We start from the raw sequence: 19,191 nt of genomic DNA on the forward strand, positions 1-19,191 counted from the left end.
TTTAAATTCACAAGGGTTATGTGAGAGCAGACATTTGTGAATTTAAATTTTTCAAAATATATGCTGGTGTAGCTCAATTGGTAGAGCAACTGACTTGTAATCAGTAGGTTGGGGGTTCAAGTCCTCTCACCAGCTCCAAAAATCCCTTTAGGGGAATAAATATGGAGGAGTTCCCGAGTTGGCCAAAGGGGACGGACTGTAAATCCGTTAGCTACGCTTTCACTGGTTCAAATCCAGTCTCCTCCACCATTTTGATTATTCAATAAGTATGCGGGAGTGGCTCAGTGGTAGAGCATCGCCTTGCCAAGGCGAGGGTCGCGAGTTCGAATCTCGTCTTCCGCTCCATTTTTATTAGGAGTATGAAATTTATATATTTTTGAATATGCTAGCATTGTTAAATTTCCATGCATGAATATCATTAATGCATCCTTAATACATCAACAGATGCTTTTTTTTATGAAGAAAGAAATTTCTTCGTTTTTTAAATATAGAATATATATGCGGGTGTAGCTCAGTGGTAGAGCCCCAGCCTTCCAAGCTGGTTGCGAGGGTTCGATTCCCTTCACCCGCTCCATAAAAGAAACCTGGAAAATATTTTTCCAGGTTTTTTCTAGGTGCGCCCGGCATGGGTGCAATCTAATGGGTGAAAGTCCCAAGTGCGGGTTGATAGTGCCAAGCACATAGCCAAGAGCAAGGGTGTCCTCGGCGACGAGGAATCTGAAGGAAGCTGGAGGCAAAATTCCGGTCTTACGAACAGAAATCACATTAGGCAGATATAGATTGGGTAAGGTTGCTTAACAAACCAAAGCCCTAAACTATCCGGAAATCTACAATGTAAATGTGGCAGATATATGGAAGGAAAGATTGCATTCTTACCCGGGGAGGTCTCATGGACATGATCAGTGCGATAAAACATTCGCGGTTATGGTTGAAATAAGATTTGTCATGAGAAGTCAGCCGAGGTCATAGTACCAATGCGGTTGCAAACGTGTTGGGAAGGACTGAACTTTAGGAGATGTGAGTAAATGAATGTGACCAAGAATGAAATTAAGGACAGACAACTTCATAAAGAAGGCTATCTGCAAAGGGGATCTGCGGAACAGAAAGAGTATGCAGAAGTGTCCGCTCATTTGAGGATTACTGAAAACAACCGCATCATCACAGATTTTCAGACGGACAAACTGTTGGATGAGATTTTACACAGAGATAATCTGAACAAGGCATACAAGAAAGTAAAATCCAACAAAGGAGCAGGCGGTGTCGATGGGATGAGCGTAGATGAACTTCTAAGCTTTCTCAAAGACAACCAAAAGCAACTTGTCCAGAAGTTAAGGGATGGGAAGTACAAACCCAACCCAGTCCGAAGGGTGTAAATACCCAAAGAGACAAAAGGCGAAATGCGGAAGCTGGGAGTTCCAACAGTGGTTGACCGAGTATTTCAACAGGCAATCACGCAAATACTCTCCCCAATATATGAGGAGCAGTTTTCGGAGAACAGTTATGGTTTTCGACCAAAAAGAAGTGCACATCTAGCACTAAAACTATGCCAACAGAACGTAGATGATGGTTATGTATACGTGGCAGATATTGATTTAGATAAATTCTTTGACACAGTATGTCAAAGCAAACTCACAGAAGTACTGTCACGAACCATCAAGGACGGTAGAGTAATATCTCTAATCCACAAATATCTTAATGCGGGAGTAGTAAGCAATGGGATGTTTGAAAAGACTGAAGTTGGAATGCCCCAAGGCGGACCATTAAGTCCACTGCTTAGCAATATCATGCTGAATGAGCTAGATAAGGAACTAGAGCGTAGAGGGCACAGATTTGTGCGTTATGCGGATGATAGTATGATTTTCTGCAAAAGCAAAAAGAGTGCAGAAAGAACCCTTAATAGTATCACGAAGTATATTGAAAGAAAGCTTTTTCTTAAAGTGAACCGAGAGAAGACAAAAGTTGCTTATGTAAGCAAAGTAAAATACCTTGGCTACAGCTTCTACAGATATAAAGGAAAATGTAGACTAAGGGTTCATCCAAAATCAGTTGCCAAAATGAAAGCTAAGTTGAAAGAACTCACATCAAGAAGTAATGGATGGGGAAATGGATACAGAGCATTGAAATTGAAGCAATTCATAAAAGGGTGGATAAACTATTTTTCTCTTGCAGATATGAAAGAACTACTAAGGAAATCGGATGAATGGTTACGTCGTAGAATAAGGGCAATATATTGGAAACAATGGAAGAAAATTAAGACTAGATACCAGATGATTCGGAAATTTGATTTGCCAATTTGGAAGGTGCATGAATTAGCAAACTGCCGTAAAGGAATATGGCGGTCTACAATAATGCTTAACAGTGTACTAACAAACAAAGAAATAGCCAGCCGTGGGTATTTGTCCATGACTGACTACTATCTGAAAACATGTGAAAACTAGAGAAGCGCCGTATACCGAACGGTACGTACGGTGCTGTGAGAGGTCGGTAGATGAAATAATCATCTACCTCCTACTCGATTTCAAACTAGCTTTAATCATTCAATTTTTTCGATACCATGAGAAACAATTCCAACTTTAAACGATTGACCGGATCCTCAAGGTCGATACCCAGGAGTTCTCGAACCTTTTCAATTCTCTTACGTACAGTGTTGATATGAACATACATATGCTTAGAAGTGAGGCTATAATTCATTCTGTAGTCCAGGTAATACTTGAGAGTGTCAAGCAGTTCTTCGCTCTCGGAGTCATCAAGAACATCTTTAATACTATTCATCATTGCTTGAAGCTCTACATCATCAATATTTATCCAGGCTAACGGTCCAAGCTCAGAGTAGGTGACTATAGACTGGTTATAATATACTAGGCGCCCCATATTTATAGCCTGTATGCATCTTTTATAATTTCTTCGTAAATTATATATAAGATCCTGTGTATCGTAAATTCCAAATCTTAGATTAGGATTTTGCAACTTATCTTCCAGTTTAATTTTTAAGTCCATAACGTAATTTTTTAACACGGAGACATTGTTTGGATTATTTGAAGAGTCATTAACCTGATAAACAATCATTACTGAGTTTTCAGTTACAAATGCAATTCTGATATTTTCATATTGGAATGCTGTTTTTATGGTTCTGTTTATGATATCCTTGTGGTCTGAAAGGGATATGTCTGCATTGGATTGATCCATAACGATTGTGTAGTATTTTTTTGTGACGTCAATGTTAATATCCACTGCTCTTATGCTTATTTTTTCATGGTCGTAAAGCTTGTTGAATAAGATATCGTTAACGAATTTCTCAAACCCAAAATCTCCAACGCTGTCAAAGAAAAGAAACTGCTCGTAAATTGATTGGAGCAATAGAAAACTAATCCTCATTGCAAACTCATCAAAATAATCTATTAACGAGGTTGCCTCAACAACCACGAAATAAGCCTTGACCTTACCCATAACTGTGATAGGTATTGAAAGCCAGCTGTAAGGTACATCACTTGCGTTTTCCGTCGTATATCTATACCTGATGAACTGAAGATTTTCACATATAATCTCTTCAGTAACAGGGAAATTGTGTTCAAAAAAATCCTTTGGAGTGAATTTATCAGCAATTTTGGGGAAATTTTCAGAGCTGAAATAGGCTGTATCATCTGAAAGATCATAAAGCATAGCTGGGAAGCCCATTCTTTCTTCAATCTGTGAAAGGATGCGTTCAATTTTTCTGACATGATATGACAAATCTGAAAAATTAGTGCTGATGCTACCTATTCTAAACTGTTGTATATCCTTGTTCATAACAATTACATTCAAGCTGTTCATAATATCCATCCAACCAATATGAGGAGGTATAAGTAATAAAGGTATTCCGCTTTCATTAAACTTTGAAAGTATGTTTTCAGGGATTTCCTTTATGAACCGATCTTTAATTCCCATACATGAAACAAACTTGAACTTTTCTGAATTTACAAATTCTTCCCAAAGACCGGGATTCTCTTTAAAAATATATCCTGATGAGACCACAAGCTCCTTGCCCTTAGTCCATTTATAACCATCAGGAGCATCAAGAACTGCAATTCCTTGAATCTGCTTATCCAGTCCGGAACCTCCCGCAAGTAGTCTATAGCCTTCAAATAAGTTTGATTTCAACATTTCCTTAACAGTAAGACCCATATTATCACCACCTAAGATGATAATATATTAATAAAAATAAAAAGGCAAGGATTGATATCCTTACCTTTAATTTAAACCGTCAGATTTATATAATTGTTTTTTAGTATTTTCAAGTTAGCTCTAGGGTAATTCGTTATCAATGAGCTATGACGTCGAAATACCTTAGGAATGAACTGAATTTATAAAATGTGATGTGAAATTAGTCGTTCTTATTGAGATAATCCCATGCGAATTGAGCGTGATAGGCAGCACCCAATTTTAGATAATCTTCATCAATGTTGAATTTTTCATGATGTGGAAAGTATATGGTATTTTTTTCTTTGTTGAGATAACCTACCATCGCGTAGGCTCCAGGAGCTTCTTGGAAATAGTAGGGCATGTCTTCTGAGCCCATGAGAATTGGACCATTAACGTTTTTATCAGATCCAAAAACTTTTATCGCTGCTTTATCTGCTATAGCGGCTATCTCTTCATCATTATTTAGACTAATGGTGCTTTCCTCAATATCAACATCCACCTCAATATCATATATTTTTGCAAGTCCCTCTGCCAAATCCTTAAGTTTCTGATGGATTGTCATACGGGTCTCTTCTTCTAAATACCGCATTGAGATGTCTAACTTGGAATATTTGGATACAATATTAGCTTTGGTTCCTCCGACAAATTTTCCAACAGTTAGAACAACAGGAGATTGAGAATTGACGAACTTAGTTATCATGGAGTTAAGCTGGGTTACAAACTCTGCTGCAGGTAGGACAGTATCCTTTGCTAGATGAGGACTGGATCCGTGGCCAGATACCCCTGCAAACTTAACATAGATAGTATCGCACCCTGCCATACGATAACCAGGAGTCATGTCATAATATCCTGTTTCAATTGGCATGCCATGCATCCCGAATACAGCATCAACCCCATCCATGCCTCCATCTGCTACAATTTTCTTAGCTCCTGAAAATGTTTCCTCAGCCTCCTGGAAGAGAAGCCTGACTTCTCCTGGCATCTCATCCTTTACATCTGTAAGCATTCTAGCAGCTCCCAATAGCATGGCTGTATGGCCATCGTGACCGCAGGCATGCATAACACCTTCTTTCTTTGATGAATATGAAGCTCCTGACTGCTCAATAATCGGTAGGGCATCGATATCAGCGCGTAGGGCAACTGTCTTGCCTGGCTTAGCTCCTTTTATATGTCCAACAAGAGAGGTGGTGCCAACTTTCTCATATGGAATTCCAAGTTCATCTAACTTCTTCATAATATATTTCTGAGTTTCAAATTCTTGACTGCTTAGCTCTGGATTTTCATGAAGATGTCTTCGCATCTCAATTATCTTTTCTTCAACATCCTTAACCTTGTCGATAAAAATCATAAACGTCTCCTCCTATTAAATAAGTTTCTTCTTGTACAATGCTATACCAATAAACATGGTTCCGAATACTGCCACAAGTGTTGTGGTATAGAATGGTACCACCCCTCTTGCTACCAGTAAGCTAAATACCAGACCAAGAGTCAATGCTATAGGTGCTAGCTTTGGTTTGGATAGTGCAAATTGAACAAACAGTGCGCCAAACAATGATGGTAGCAGGTAATTCAAGGATTGTACAACATTCTCAGGTAAATTGGCAAGAATGGTTGTCCCTGCAAAAACTCCCAAGGCAAGGATTACTATATTTACCAGTACAGAGACTGACATTCCTATTGTCGCAATGATACTTCCCTCCTCGGATCCAGGCTGTACTCCAGCGACATTCTGTGCTGCTGCCGCACTTGGTATTCTAAGATTGGAAATATTTCCAGAGAGAAAAGCCATATATGTTCCCGCAACTCCAACGATTGGGAAGTATGACATTGGTTCAACAAACCAAAGAACTCCAACTGCACTTGCTATTGAAATAAATCCTGTAAGTATTGCGCTAGCCGGTGGTACCAGCTTAAAAATTACCGCAAGAACGATTGCCGGTCCGAATGCAAACACAAGACCCAAAATATTTGTTATCCTACCCCACTTAATGATGTCCGGAAGAAATACTCCTTCATAAATCTGTTTTTTATCCATTTTCAATCCTCCTTAATATCTAAACCACTGCAGCTATTATCATTCCACCGAAAAGTGCAATTGCCAATCCCCATTCCTTAAGCCATTTAATATCCTTCTTTTTAGCCAATGGGGCTATGATTGCCATTATTACCCCTCCTGAGACAGCAGCTATTGCATTATTGCTCATTCCCAGAAGGTGCGGTGACACTAAAGCACCAAATGCACCAAGCATTGCTGCTGTTGAAATGATTGTCAGTGTGCCCTTGTCTCCCTTGGATACCTTTTCTTGAACCTTACCCATCTTATCAGCAGTAAGTGTTGCGAATATTATCCATCCCAAGGAGCCCAGTATCATTGTCCAGACAGCGTTGGCAAAAGCTAGATTTGTTACTGGGTCTATACCCATTGAAACTCCCATTGCACTTGTTCCAAAACCTGCAGCCATTAGTTCAAACATTATTGATCCGATAAAGGAAAGTCTCATCCATGCCATGGGACCCCCTACAGTTACCAGCAAAGACAGTAGGCCTGACAATATAACGATTGAAGGCCCGATTGATGTGATAAAGCTTGTTTTCATTGCATCCTTCATTTGAATTTCTGTTATTCCCATTTGTTTCCCTGTGTTGAAAGACTTTACAAGAAATAATGTAGCCTGTGCTGCTACAAGAAGCACTGCAAGAGCAGCTGCTATCCACATGGGTGTACTGTTGGCTATCTCCAAGTAATTCATAAGTAATTTCCTCCTCCGTTTTATTAATTAAATCTTATCATTTTGAAGTGATTATACAATGAATATAAATTCATTATTCTGACAAATTATTGCAAACCTTTTCACAGAATCTCTTATTGGAACCATTTGTTCATTAATAAAATGTTCAATTGACAATGAATGATGGAATATAATATAATGTTAAAGTATCTTGTGAAAGACAAAGATATGTACCCATAGCTCAGTTGGATAGAGTGACTGGCTACGAACCAGTAGGTCGGGGGTTCGAATCCCTCTGGGTACACCAAACACAATGAATACAAGGGTCTTGTACCCTTGTATTTTTTTGTGTTTGAGATTATATTTGTTAGCTAGATTCTTCAAAGGGTATATACCAGCAAAACAGCTAAGGAGTGATATTTTGAAAAAGATTAAAGTGTTTTCGGACTTTGCTTGTCCATTTTGTTATATTGGTTTTTCCATAGCCGACAGAATGGTTAAAGAAAATTTAGATATTGAATTTTATTGGTATCCCTACGAACTGGATAGAGATGCATCCTATGAAGGGTCATCGATTTTGGGTTCAATCCCAATGGATCAGATTGATATGGCCTATAAGAGAATTGAAAGATTGGGGTCAGAATATGGACTCGTATACTCAAACAAGACAATTAAATTCAATACAGGGCTATTACACAGAGCAGCCCTCTATGCTCAAGAGGTAGGGAGCTTCTATCCATTTGCCAGTGAGGCCTTTAAGGCAATTTTTACAGAAGGAAAGAATGTGGCATCCAAGGAAGTTATAAATCAGATTGGAATTGAAGTGGGATTAAACATACATGAAATGATTGAGACAATTGAAGCAGGGGATTTTGAAGATATGATGGTTCAAGCAAGGGAAATGGCTGTAGCCTATGAAATCGAAAGTGTTCCCACCTTTATTAGGGAGGATGGAAAGAAAGTTACATTATTGAACGGTTACAATAAGTTCAAGAAGGATCTTATAGACTAGTTAGTTATGTGATGCCCATTTAGCCTATGTATGGATTTAAATGGGCATCAAAGATGTTTTGAGGGACTATTTTTAAATTGGAGGCTAACCATCAAGCTTATCATGTTATAATAAAGTCAGGTGGTGTAAAAATGAGGAAAATTTTATCATTTGTAATAGGTCTTTGCATGGCTTTGTTTATTGGATATACGATTTATAATGATCTAACTGTAGTTAAGGTCAATAATGTTATTGAAAAGGAAGATTTTTTTGTTCTACTGGAAGACATGAAACTTAGGGAGATACAAGATTACATGTATATTGAGGATCAAATATATTTTTCAGCCTCCTTTATGCAGGAGTATGTAGATCGGGATATGTTTATTGACGAGGCAGAGTCTGTTGTAATTATAACTGATGGAAATAACGTTGGAAGATTTTATCCGGACAATATGAGTGGTACTATGAATGGCAAGGAAATATTATTGGTATCACCACTTAAGGCTGTGGAGAAAGTAATATACATACCCTACAATTTACTGAAGGAGATATATCGGGAAAATCTGGAATTTAATTGGAATACCAATTCACTTGTGATTGACTTCATGGGATATGATTATATCGAAGGTGAAATTATCGAAGAGACATCAATATATGCAAGTCCACATAATAGGTCAGCATCAATTGGGAAAAGTCTTCCAAAGGGTGAAAGGGTAGTTATTTTCTCAGAAGAAGGTTCATGGTTTAAAGTAAGAACAAATGAGGGGCTGGTTGGATATGCCAGTGGAGATTCAATTCTTATAGAATATGGTAAAAACAGATTCAAAAGAAGTATTGATGTTGAAGATGAATCCTCTTCAATGGAAAAAGAGATTATTAATCTAACATGGGATTATACCTATGGACCCATGAGGAATATAGAAACAGTACCGGATATGCAAGGGGTTAATGTTATTGCACCAACATGGTTTGACATTTCAGATGAAGAAGGAAACATATTCAATAAAGGTAACTTGGATAATTCGATTCTTTATAGAAACGCTGGATATGAAATTTGGCCTGCAGTAACTAACTCATTTGATCCAGAAATGACCAGTATATTTCTAAGATCCAGCAAGTCAAGAGAAAAGATAATCAATGATTTGTTGGAGCTTTACAAATATTATCAAGCCGATGGAATCAATATCGATTTCGAAAACATATACTATGAAGACAGGGACTACCTTACACAGTTTGTAAGGGAACTTTATCCGGTTTTTAAATATCATGGCATGACTGTGTCAATGGATGTAACGGCAATATCCACAAGCCCGAACTGGTCGATGGTTTATGACAGGGAAAGACTTCAACAATCTCTGGATTATGTTGTTTTAATGGCCTATGATCAACACTGGGCATCAAGTCCAGTGGCCGGATCCGTAGCAGAGTACTGGTGGGTGGAGGAATCTGTATCAAGGCTGTTGGAACAGGTGCCTCCTGGGAAGCTGGTCTTGGGCATGCCCTTTTACTCAAGGGTTTGGGATGTGAATAATGATGGCGTTTCCTCTCAAGCTGTAACAATGAAAACTGCTTTGGAATTTATTGATAAGAACGAAATTGAAACCGTCTGGGATGAAATTAGCCAACAATACTATGGAGAGATGGTTGTAGGGGAGACCACCAGGAAGATATGGCTTGAAGATAAAAATTCATTGTATTATAAGGTTTCTCTTGTCCACAAATATAATCTAGCTGGAATTGCTACTTGGAGAAAAGGATTTGAAATACCATCTATATGGGAATCACTAGATGGGTACTTGAATTAAAGGGGGATTTCATATGAAGTTTGGGGGAATTGATATCATCATCAAAAAAGGTGATATAACTGAGGAAAAAGTGGATGGAATTGTAAATGCAGCAAACAACACACTTCTTGGAGGAGGTGGAGTAGATGGTGCAATTCACAGGAAAGGTGGGCAATCGATACTAGAACAGTGCAAGAAACATTCTGGCTGCCCGACTGGAGAGGCCAGAATCACAACAGCAGGGAATCTACCTTGTAAATATGTGATTCATGCTGTTGGACCAATATACGGAAGAAAGGATGGAATGGAAGAGAAGCTTTTATATAATGCATATTATAACTCATTAAAACTAGCAGATGAGTATGGTCTGAAATCACTTTCTTTTCCGTCCATTTCAACAGGTGCTTACGGATACCCAATCAAGGAGGCAGTGAAGATTGTCAAAAAGGCATTGAAAGACTTTTCAAACCGAAATTCATCACTTGAGGAAGTCAGTTTGGTCTTGTTTAACGAAGACGATCTTAAGGTCTATGAAAATTATTTCAACTCGTCCTTATAATTTGGATATATAGTTCCAATCAATCAAATATTAAGATAATGCAACATTTGTTTGGTTGACATAAGTTTTTCTATGTTATATTATCAAAGAAGTTGGAAAAACTGGAGAAAAGGGAGTGTTTAAAATTTTCGCAGATACTCATAAGATAATTGCCTCCAAGGTATACGACAATGTTCTTGAACATTATGATATTGAGCTGGATAAGGACAAGCTGCTCTGGGGATCAATCGCACCAGACATTTTACCTAAATACAAGCTTATTAGACACTATAGAGATGAGAGCATCAACTATGTTGCATTGGAGATAATGAAAATAATTTTTGTAAGCAGATATATTGATTTCAATAAGATAACAGATCCAATAGCCATCAAGATTCTCAGCAGAAAAATTGGGGTGGTATCTCACTATCTTTCTGATTATGTGTGTTTACCGCATGCTAAAAGGTGGACATTCAACGGATCAATGGTTAAGCATATAAGATATGAATCAAAACTGAATGATTATGCACCCAATCATACGTTTAAGAAAAATGTCATAACTGTGAATGATCTTGATATATATAATGAGAATCCAATTAGCCTTCATTCCACAATTAAGAAATATATTGAGGACGTTGTTGAGGATTACTTCCAGAACAAGGGCTTTAAGAATGATCTTGATTTTGCATTATCATTAAATCTCAAGATAACCTATTTCATCCTTGATGTTATAAAAGATTACTCTGAAGAAATCCATGAAGTATTTGCAATGGAAATATAGAAATAATAAATAACTATTGACAAGCATAAGTTTAAATTATATACTAACAAATAAGTTAATACACTACAGTGAAGGGAAGAGTAGTGCAGGAAATAAGTTTTAGCGATTCAGGGACGGTGGGAGCCTGATACGAAAGCTTGCATGAAGAACAGCCCGGAGTATCTGATCGAAAGACATTGTCAAGTAGACTCAGACGGTATAGCCCGTTACAAGCTATGACGTATCGATTAATTTCTGTACGGAATGAGTGAGCATTATTGCTAATTTAGGTGGTACCGCGAAAGTAACCTTTCGTCCTTTATATGAGGACGGAAGGTTTTTTTAATACAAAAAATAATAAGGGAGTGATAAGAATGATGATGGTAAATGGTTTTACAGCTAGAGAAGCGCAAGTTGGAATCAAGCAGATCAAAGATTTTTTCGAGAGGAGACTGGCGGATAATCTTAATCTTACCAGAGTGTCTGCACCGTTGTTTGTAAAGCCAGAAACTGGTCTAAATGACAATCTCTCCGGAACAGAAAAGGCTGTTTCCTTCCAGATGAGAAAATACCAGCAAAATCTTGAAATAGTACAATCTCTTGCCAAATGGAAAAGAATGGCCCTTAAGTGGTATGGATTTGGAAATGGAGAAGGACTTTATACAGATATGAATGCCATTAGACCTGATGAATTTGTTGACAATATACACTCAATATATGTTGATCAATGGGATTGGGAAAAGGTAATTCGTGAAGAGGACAGAAACCTGGAGTATCTTAAGGAAGTTGTCATATCCATATATGAGGCTTTCAAGGAAACTGAAGATTTCATCAACGCTCAGTATCCTGTTAGATTGTATAAAAAATTGCCTGATGAAATTACCTTTGTAAGTACACAAGAGCTTGAGGACAAATGGCCTGATGTCACTCCTAAGGAAAGGGAGCATATGATAACGAAGGAGTTGGGAGCTGTTTTCCTTTACAAGATTGGAGCAGCACTCAAGTCAGGCAAACCTCATGACCTTAGAGCACCTGATTATGATGACTGGGAGCTGAATGGAGATATACTTTTCTGGAACCCTGCATTGGGTCAAGCTATTGAGCTTTCGAGCATGGGTATAAGAGTGGATGAAAAATCCCTGATTAAACAGCTTAAGCTGGCTGATGCAGAAAACAGAATGTCCATGGAATACCATCAAAAGCTATTGGGTGGAGAACTCCCTTATACAGTTGGTGGAGGTATCGGACAATCCAGAATTTGTATGTACTTTCTTCAGGCTAAGCATATAGGTCAAGTACAGGCATCCGTATGGACTGAAGATGAAATAATAAGATGTGAGGATGAAGGGATTTTCCTTCTTTAGAACTCCACAACTTAATGTTTAAATGGTTTGGATATGTGTTCTTAACAAAAGAGGCGTTTTTAACGCCTCTTTTGTTAAGATTTTGTAACAAATCAATCCAATTTTATTAAACAAATGTAGGCCTTTTTATAGTATAATAGAAAATACCGCCATCCATATTTCAAGGTGGAAAATTCTTAAGGAGGGATGCTATAGATGGCTTTATCTAATGACACATTTTATGATCTATACGAAGGATTAAAGCACAATTTTCTATTTAAGAATGACCTCAATAGCATACATATCCTTTTGAACTTGTACGATATTGAAGACAATATCAGAAATATTTTTCCGAAATACGTATCCATAAAATACCTAAGAAATCACATATCAAGAATTCTTAAAAACAGACGTGGAAACCAACTTATAGCAATGAACCTTGGGGAGCTGATTCATGAGGATATCAACAGACTTGAGCTACTCCTATATCTGGAAGGCTACAAGGGTGGGTTTGTTAATATAAAGGAAGCAAATAGACTTGAAGACCTAACTGTTAAAACCTATTCAATAAACGAGTTGTATTACCAGAAATATCTTTTTCATTTCGATACTTTCACTGAACCGATTCAGGAGCTTCGTGATGAGATATTTGCCAATCTTGAGAAGGATGAGGAATCCAGTAATCATCTTCACAATCTCATAGGCAGATACTGTGAGAAGGTGATTAGAAACAAGATATTCAGCCTAAATAGATATCTTGATAAACAGCTCACCATAGACTATGAATCATCCTCTGCAAATATAACTGAAGATGAGACTCTGCTGACTATGGATGACCTTACCAATGTCTACAATGAAGTCATTAAAATAATGTCTAGAAATGGAATGAGATTATACAAGGATGCCTACTGGAATGGTTTAAATGACAGGGTTCTAAAAAGATACCGCTAGAGCAATCATTAATAATAATAATATCACCCTCTGACTTTTTATTGTCAGAGGGTTTTAATTTCCAGTTTAGCTTTACATTGATTATATGGTACAATAGATGAAGGATTAATGTGGAAAGAGGTGACATATGATAATTTTAGGGGTAGACCCGGGGATAGCCACAGTTGGTTACGGTGTGGTGGAATTAGTTGGAAACAAATATAGGGTCATTGATTATGGAGCCATTCTTACTCCTTCTGATCAGCTATTTCCAGATAGATTGAAATCTGTATATAACCAGCTTAATGATATTATTATAAGATATAGACCAGATGAGCTGGCAATTGAGGAGCTATTTTTCAACAAGAATGTTAAAACAGCCATTAAGGTTGGTCATGCACGTGGCGTTGAGATCCTTGCAGCAGTTAATCACGATCTCGAGGTATATGAGTATACACCTCTTCAGGTAAAACAGGCCGTGGTTGGATATGGGAGAGCTGAGAAAAGGCAGGTTCAGGAAATGGTAAAGATTCTACTGAATCTGGATAAGATTCCAAAACCAGATGATGTTGCAGATGCTTTAGCAGTGGCAATATGTCATGGTAGCTCCTTGAAATTCAAGGAATCATTTAAAATGAGATAAGTAGGTGGATCTATGATTGATTACATAATTGGTAAGATAAGCTATATAGGTGAGGACTATTTTCTTCTGGAAAATCAGGGGATGGGATTTCGAATAAACACTTCCAGCAACACCCTCATGCAGCTAATAAAAGGTGAGGAAAAGCAGCATGTATTTACGGATCTTATCGTAAGGGAAGATTCCATGAGCCTTTATGGATTTGTTAGTGAAGATGAAATGAGGATGTTCAAACTTCTGCTGACAGTCTCTAAAATTGGTCCAAAGGTAGCGTGTGGAATACTATCAACACTTAGACCTGTTCAGATCCAAAAAGCCATAATGCTAAAGGATGTCACAACCCTGTGTAAAGGTCCTGGTGTAGGTAAAAAGACCGCTGAAAGGATAGTGCTTGAGTTGAAGGATAAAGTCAAGGGTGGATTCACAGAGGATGAATCCTTCAATGAACTGATTGAGCCAATGGACAATGAAGCAATCGAGGCTCTGGTTGCCCTGGGATATAGTAGATACGAGGCTCAGAAGGCATTCCAGGGTACTGACCTAACTGGGATGACTGTTGAGGATATTATAAAGCTGGGACTAAGGAAGTTATCACGATAAATATCAAGTGCTGTTAGCTATAACAAATCAAATATATAATGGGAGAAATATTTATGGATGAAGGAAGAGATAGAATAGTTGCCAGGAATATGAACATGGATGATACAGAGACTGAAGCGACACTTAGACCCAAGTGGCTTAGGGAATACATAGGACAGGACAAAGCCAAGGAAAAGCTGAAGATATTTATCCAAGCAGCTAGGGGTAGAAGTGAATCCCTGGATCATGTTCTACTTTATGGACCTCCAGGACTTGGAAAAACGACATTGGCAAATATTATTGCAAATGAGATGGGAGTGAATATCAGAGTGACATCCGGTCCAGCTATCGAGAGACCTGGAGATCTTGCGAGCATTCTGACCAACCTCTCTGATGATGATGTATTGTTTATAGATGAAATTCATCGGATAAACAGGACCGTTGAGGAGGTGCTTTATCCTGCCATGGAGGACTTTGCGCTGGACATTATAATAGGAAAAGGTCCATCAGCAAGATCAGTCAGGCTAGACCTATCCAAATTCACCTTGATTGGTGCAACAACTAGAGCTGGTCTGCTTACATCGCCATTAAGGGATAGGTTTGGTGTGATGCTTAATCTTGATTTATACAATCCTGATAACCTGACTGAAATTGTCACCAGATCTGCAAAGATACTTAATATTGACATTGAACCAATGGGTGCCTATGAAATAGCCAAAAGATCTAGAGGTACACCTAGAATCGCCAACAGGCTTCTTAAAAGAGTAAGGGACTATGCACAGGTGGTTGAAAACGGTGTAATAACGGAGGAAATAGCCAAAAAGGGTCTCATGGTTCTCGAAGTGGATAGGCTTGGACTTGATGCAGTTGACAGAAAGCTTATTTTAACATTAATTGAGAACTTTAAGGGAGGGCCGGTTGGAGTGGATACACTTGCAGCTGCCACCGGTGAAGAAAGAGGCACAATTGAGGATGTGTATGAGCCATATCTGCTACAAATGGGATTCCTGAGCAGGACACCAAGAGGGAGAATGGTTACTGAAAAGGCCTACAGGCATTTCAATATACCTCTTCCTGCAGAAAAATAATAACATAAGGCTGGTGTGTGATATGAAAAGAAGGTTAATTATTGTAATTGCTTTAATAATGATAATAATACCAACTATTTCCCTTGGAAGGGTTGAGGAGGATTTGAACTATTTTGATGTAAAGATTGGCAGAACCTATGCTGCTCTTGAAAGGGTGAGGGTTTCAACAGAAGGTGTGATGGCAATCTATCAGAAAAATGAAAAGGGTGATTCATTGATGGAGCTGCCTGGAAAGGCAATGTACATAAGCTTGAGCCTAGGCAGATATGACGAGATAGATGTATATGATGATTCGAACACCTATGTTGCAACATTGCCAGCCAATGGAACGGTTCTGTTTGGGACTGAGAGTGGGAGCGAAGGTATGATGAGCGTAGATGGTAAAAAATACAGGGGATACATCACGTTTATAGGTAACAGAAACGGCCTGTATGTTATAAACCATGTTGATATTGAGAGCTATCTCTATGGGGTTGTTCCCAAGGAAATACCTTCCTTAAGCAGTGAGGAGGCTCTCAAGGCTCAGGCTATAGCAGCCAGGAGCTATGCCTACTCGACCATGAACAAACACATTAACGAGGGCTACAATATCTGTGATACAACACATTGCCAGGTATATGGCGGATATGATGCCGAGCAACCAACTACCAACAGAGCAGTGGATAATACAATGGCCTTAGTGGCTCAATACAATGGTAGTGTTGCAAGTACGGTATTTCATTCTTCTTCTGGCGGACACACTGAAAGCAGTGAAAACGTTTGGGGAGGGAGGGTGCCCTATCTGGTAGCTGTGGAAGACCCATATTCCTTGAACACCATTAATAGCAACTGGGAAGTCACAATTGATTCTGACAGCTTAAGTAAGAAGCTTTTGGCTGGAGGCATTGATATAGGGGATATCAGAAGCATTGACATTGCAGAGAAAACTGAATCCGGGAGGGTCATGGAGCTGGTACTAAATGGTTCAAATGGAAATGCTGAGATATCCGGCGAGAGATTCAGAAGTTTGATAGGAACTACTACCATCAAGAGTACACTTTTTTCTGTGGAAGGCAATTCAGTTTCCGGAGGTAGTAATAGTTCAATAATCTATGCAGCCTCTGAAAGAAGAATTGGGATGCTTGAAGGTGATAGGGGTTCGTTAAGCATAATTTCTGATTATGGGAGGATAAGATCCTATAGTGATGAATCAATAACAGTAATTGGAGATAGTGGGGTATTTACCTATAAAACTCCGGATACTATTGACATATCAAGGGGAAGTGTTGTAATATCTGGAAGGGGTTTCGGACACGGAATTGGGATGAGTCAATATGGAGCCATTGAAATGGCAAAGCAGGGCTTTGATTTTGAAGAAATACTTGAGCATTATTATACAGGGATAGAAATAACCAAATATTAGATTAAGGAAGTTGAAAATGAAAACAAGTGAATTTTATTATGACCTTCCACAGGAGTTGATAGCTCAACATCCGTTGGAGGATAGAACCAGCTCAAGACTTCTGGTTTTGGACAAGGAAAAAGAGAGAATTGAACACAAAAAATTTGTAGATATAATTGATCAGCTTAATCCAGGTGATGGAATCGTATTAAACGATTCAAGAGTATTGCCCGCAAGATTGTTTGGCAATAGACCGGGAAAGGAAGAAAAGCTTGAAGTCCTACTTTTGAAGAGAACTGAAAAAAACATCTGGGAATGTCTTGTGAGACCAGGCAAAAAAATGAAGGCTGGAGGCAGGATTGAATTTGGTGGAGGGATTATCAAGGGTACTGTACTTCGGATTGGAGAGGATGGTACCAGATTCATAGAATTTTTCTTCGAAGGGATATTTGAAGAGATATTGGACCAACTTGGAGAAATGCCATTGCCGCCATATATAACTGAAAAACTTGAGGATGGAGAAAGATACCAGACAGTTTATTCAAAGAATCCAGGTTCTGCAGCAGCTCCAACTGCAGGTTTACACTTTGACAAGGAACTAATGAAAAAGATTAGCGATAAAGGAGTTAAGATCATATACCTAACGCTTCACGTAGGCCTTGGAACCTTCAGACCTGTGAAAGTTGAGGATGTTAATGATCACATAATGCATTCAGAGTACTATCAGATAAGCAATGATGCTGCAGAGGCTATCAACAGTGTCAAAGCGACAGGGGGAAGGATTATATCTGTTGGCACAACATCAACAAGGACCCTTGAAACAATAGCTGATGAAGAAGGTATGGTAAGAGCCGGTTCGGGATGGACAGATATCTTCATTTATCCAGGATACAGGTTCAAACTGGTGGATGGTCTTATCACAAACTTTCATCTCCCCGAGTCTACCCTAATGATGCTTGTAAGTGCATTTGCGGGTAAGGAGCTCATAATGAGTGCCTATGATGAGGCAATAAAAAATAGATATAGGTTCTTTAGCTTTGGAGATTCTATGTTCATAAAGTAATCAGGAGGTTAAAATGGCAATAAAATATGAATTATTGAAGAAATCGACAGAGACCAAGGCAAGACTTGGGAAGATAACAACTCCACATGGTGAAATTGAGACACCAATATTTATGCCTGTTGGAACTAGAGCTACAGTTAAGACCATGACACCTGAAGAGGTTAAGGATTTGGGTGCGCAAATAATACTGTCAAATACCTACCATCTTTATCTTAAGCCAGGTCATGAACTTATCAAGGAAGCTGGTGGGCTCCATAAATTTATGAACTGGGATGGACCAATTCTGACAGACAGTGGTGGATTCCAGGTTTTCAGCCTTGGCGACCTTAGAAAAATTAAGGAAGAAGGAGTGGAGTTCCGTTCTCATATAGATGGCTCAAAGCACTTTATCAGCCCTGAGACAGCTATTGATATACAAAACGCACTTGGCTCCGATATAATGATGTGTTTTGATGAATGTGTATCATATCCAGCTGATTATGAGTATACAAAACAATCCATGGAAAGGACAACAAGGTGGGCTAAAAGGTGTAGAGACCATCATCAAAATTGGGATAAGCAGGGTCTTTTTGGAATAGTGCAGGGAGGAATGTTCAAAGACCTTAGGGAACAAAGCGTAAAGGATCTACTGGAAATGGATTTCAGTGGCTATGCAATCGGAGGCTTGAGTGTTGGGGAGCCAATGGAGACAATGTGTGAGGTGCTGGACTATACAACACCACTGCTGCCTGAAGATAAACCAAGATATCTAATGGGCGTAGGGACCCCGGATTATCTGTTTGAAGCTGTTATAAGAGGAGTGGATATGGCTGATTGTGTTTTGCCAACAAGGATAGCCAGAAACGGCACTGCAATGACTACAAAAGGCAAGGTGGTTATAAGAAATGCTGAATACACCAAGGATTTCACACCATTGGATGCTGACTGCGATTGCTACACTTGTAAGAATTACTCGAGAGCATATATAAGACATCTTTTCAACGTGAATGAAATACTTGCTTTGAGACTTACTACAATTCACAATTTAAGGTTCCTGATTAGAACCATGGAGAAGATCAGAGAAGCAATTAGAAATGATAAACTACTTGAGTATAGAGAGGAATTTTATAAAAATTATGGATATTCAGTAGATTAAGTGGTGATTTTTTCGCTATTTCATGTATAATAATATATAAGAAAAGGAGTG

19 protein-coding genes, 5 tRNA genes and 1 other annotated feature are annotated in these 19,191 nt (G+C 38.6%); of the genes, 20 read left to right on the plus strand and 4 right to left on the minus strand.

From position 1 onward, the window contains the following. Positions 1-62: 62 nt before the first annotated feature. The 7 genes from ACKVDP_RS03240 to ltrA all read left to right on the plus strand — a co-directional run bounded on the left by ACKVDP_RS03240 (position 63) and on the right by ltrA (position 2,438). Positions 63-138 (plus strand) — tRNA-Thr (locus ACKVDP_RS03240). A gap of 25 nt (positions 139-163) precedes the next feature. Further along, positions 164-249: transfer RNA gene (locus ACKVDP_RS03245), tRNA-Tyr, on the plus strand. A gap of 21 nt (positions 250-270) precedes the next feature. Beyond that, a tRNA-Gly gene (locus tag ACKVDP_RS03250) sits at positions 271-345 on the plus strand. A gap of 155 nt (positions 346-500) precedes the next feature. Then, positions 501-574, plus strand: a tRNA-Gly gene (locus ACKVDP_RS03255). A gap of 82 nt (positions 575-656) precedes the next feature. Continuing rightward, entirely contained in the window at positions 657-779 is a 123-nt protein-coding gene (locus tag ACKVDP_RS03260) for a hypothetical protein (protein WP_409227374.1), read from the plus strand. A 246-nt stretch (positions 780-1,025) separates the two neighbouring features. After that, positions 1,026-1,373, plus strand: coding sequence for a hypothetical protein (locus tag ACKVDP_RS03265; protein WP_409227375.1), 348 nt, complete (start codon positions 1,026-1,028; stop codon positions 1,371-1,373). Continuing rightward, positions 1,374-2,438 carry a group II intron reverse transcriptase/maturase gene (ltrA, locus tag ACKVDP_RS03270; RefSeq protein ID WP_409227556.1) on the plus strand — a complete coding sequence of 355 codons (1,065 nt, stop codon included), beginning with the start codon at positions 1,374-1,376 and terminating at the stop codon, positions 2,436-2,438. A gap of 91 nt (positions 2,439-2,529) precedes the next feature. Here ltrA and ACKVDP_RS03275 read toward each other — a convergent pair whose 3' ends face one another. From ACKVDP_RS03275 to ACKVDP_RS03290, 4 genes are all read right to left on the minus strand, one after another. Continuing rightward, positions 2,530-4,161: a PucR family transcriptional regulator gene (locus ACKVDP_RS03275; RefSeq protein WP_409227376.1), complete on the minus strand. Its 1,632-nt coding sequence runs from the start codon at positions 4,159-4,161 to the stop codon at positions 2,530-2,532. A 199-nt stretch (positions 4,162-4,360) separates the two neighbouring features. Continuing rightward, the gene (locus ACKVDP_RS03280; protein WP_409227377.1) at positions 4,361-5,527 is read right to left on the minus strand and encodes an amidohydrolase; all 1,167 of its coding nucleotides are present in this window, start codon (positions 5,525-5,527) and stop codon (positions 4,361-4,363) included. A 15-nt stretch (positions 5,528-5,542) separates the two neighbouring features. Then, complete coding sequence (locus tag ACKVDP_RS03285; protein WP_409227378.1) at positions 5,543-6,214, minus strand: hypothetical protein; 672 nt, start codon at positions 6,212-6,214, stop codon at positions 5,543-5,545. 19 nt (positions 6,215-6,233) lie between these two features. Beyond that, the gene (locus ACKVDP_RS03290) at positions 6,234-6,929 is read right to left on the minus strand and encodes a DUF5058 family protein (RefSeq protein ID WP_409227379.1); all 696 of its coding nucleotides are present in this window, start codon (positions 6,927-6,929) and stop codon (positions 6,234-6,236) included. Between the two features lie 209 nt (positions 6,930-7,138). Between ACKVDP_RS03290 and ACKVDP_RS03295 the strand changes: the two genes are divergently transcribed. From ACKVDP_RS03295 to tgt, 13 genes are all read left to right on the plus strand, one after another. Further along, positions 7,139-7,215, plus strand: a tRNA-Arg gene (locus ACKVDP_RS03295). Positions 7,216-7,329: 114 nt separating this feature from the next. After that, positions 7,330-7,920: a DsbA family oxidoreductase gene (locus tag ACKVDP_RS03300; protein WP_409227380.1), complete on the plus strand. Its 591-nt coding sequence runs from the start codon at positions 7,330-7,332 to the stop codon at positions 7,918-7,920. A gap of 131 nt (positions 7,921-8,051) precedes the next feature. Then, positions 8,052-9,704 carry a glycosyl hydrolase family 18 protein gene (locus ACKVDP_RS03305; RefSeq protein WP_409227381.1) on the plus strand — a complete coding sequence of 551 codons (1,653 nt, stop codon included), beginning with the start codon at positions 8,052-8,054 and terminating at the stop codon, positions 9,702-9,704. Between the two features lie 13 nt (positions 9,705-9,717). After that, on the plus strand, positions 9,718-10,242 hold the full coding sequence (locus ACKVDP_RS03310; RefSeq protein ID WP_409227382.1) for a macro domain-containing protein: 525 nt from the start codon (positions 9,718-9,720) through the stop codon (positions 10,240-10,242). A 115-nt stretch (positions 10,243-10,357) separates the two neighbouring features. Further along, positions 10,358-11,002: a zinc dependent phospholipase C family protein gene (locus ACKVDP_RS03315; protein ID WP_409227383.1), complete on the plus strand. Its 645-nt coding sequence runs from the start codon at positions 10,358-10,360 to the stop codon at positions 11,000-11,002. Between the two features lie 59 nt (positions 11,003-11,061). Then, positions 11,062-11,304 (plus strand) — a binding site (T-box leader). Positions 11,305-11,355: 51 nt separating this feature from the next. Then, entirely contained in the window at positions 11,356-12,345 is a 990-nt protein-coding gene (gene asnA, locus ACKVDP_RS03320; protein ID WP_409227384.1) for an aspartate--ammonia ligase, read from the plus strand. Positions 12,346-12,540: 195 nt separating this feature from the next. Next, complete coding sequence (locus tag ACKVDP_RS03325) at positions 12,541-13,275, plus strand: hypothetical protein (protein ID WP_409227385.1); 735 nt, start codon at positions 12,541-12,543, stop codon at positions 13,273-13,275. Positions 13,276-13,402: 127 nt separating this feature from the next. Next, positions 13,403-13,897, plus strand: coding sequence for a crossover junction endodeoxyribonuclease RuvC (ruvC, locus tag ACKVDP_RS03330; protein ID WP_409227386.1), 495 nt, complete (start codon positions 13,403-13,405; stop codon positions 13,895-13,897). A gap of 12 nt (positions 13,898-13,909) precedes the next feature. After that, the gene (gene ruvA, locus ACKVDP_RS03335) at positions 13,910-14,494 is read left to right on the plus strand and encodes a Holliday junction branch migration protein RuvA (RefSeq protein WP_409227387.1); all 585 of its coding nucleotides are present in this window, start codon (positions 13,910-13,912) and stop codon (positions 14,492-14,494) included. Positions 14,495-14,547: 53 nt separating this feature from the next. Beyond that, a complete protein-coding gene (gene ruvB, locus ACKVDP_RS03340; protein WP_409227388.1) occupies positions 14,548-15,561 on the plus strand; it encodes a Holliday junction branch migration DNA helicase RuvB in 1,014 nt (337 codons plus the stop codon). Positions 15,562-15,583: 22 nt separating this feature from the next. Further along, positions 15,584-16,963, plus strand: coding sequence for a SpoIID/LytB domain-containing protein (locus ACKVDP_RS03345; protein WP_409227389.1), 1,380 nt, complete (start codon positions 15,584-15,586; stop codon positions 16,961-16,963). 16 nt (positions 16,964-16,979) lie between these two features. After that, the gene (queA, locus tag ACKVDP_RS03350) at positions 16,980-18,005 is read left to right on the plus strand and encodes a tRNA preQ1(34) S-adenosylmethionine ribosyltransferase-isomerase QueA (protein ID WP_409227390.1); all 1,026 of its coding nucleotides are present in this window, start codon (positions 16,980-16,982) and stop codon (positions 18,003-18,005) included. Between the two features lie 13 nt (positions 18,006-18,018). Then, positions 18,019-19,140, plus strand: coding sequence for a tRNA guanosine(34) transglycosylase Tgt (tgt, locus tag ACKVDP_RS03355; protein ID WP_409227391.1), 1,122 nt, complete (start codon positions 18,019-18,021; stop codon positions 19,138-19,140). Positions 19,141-19,191: the final 51 nt, after the last annotated feature.

The organism is Gudongella ferriphila, assembly GCF_046224405.1.
Taxonomy (GTDB): Bacteria; Bacillota; Clostridia; order Tissierellales; family Tissierellaceae; genus Gudongella.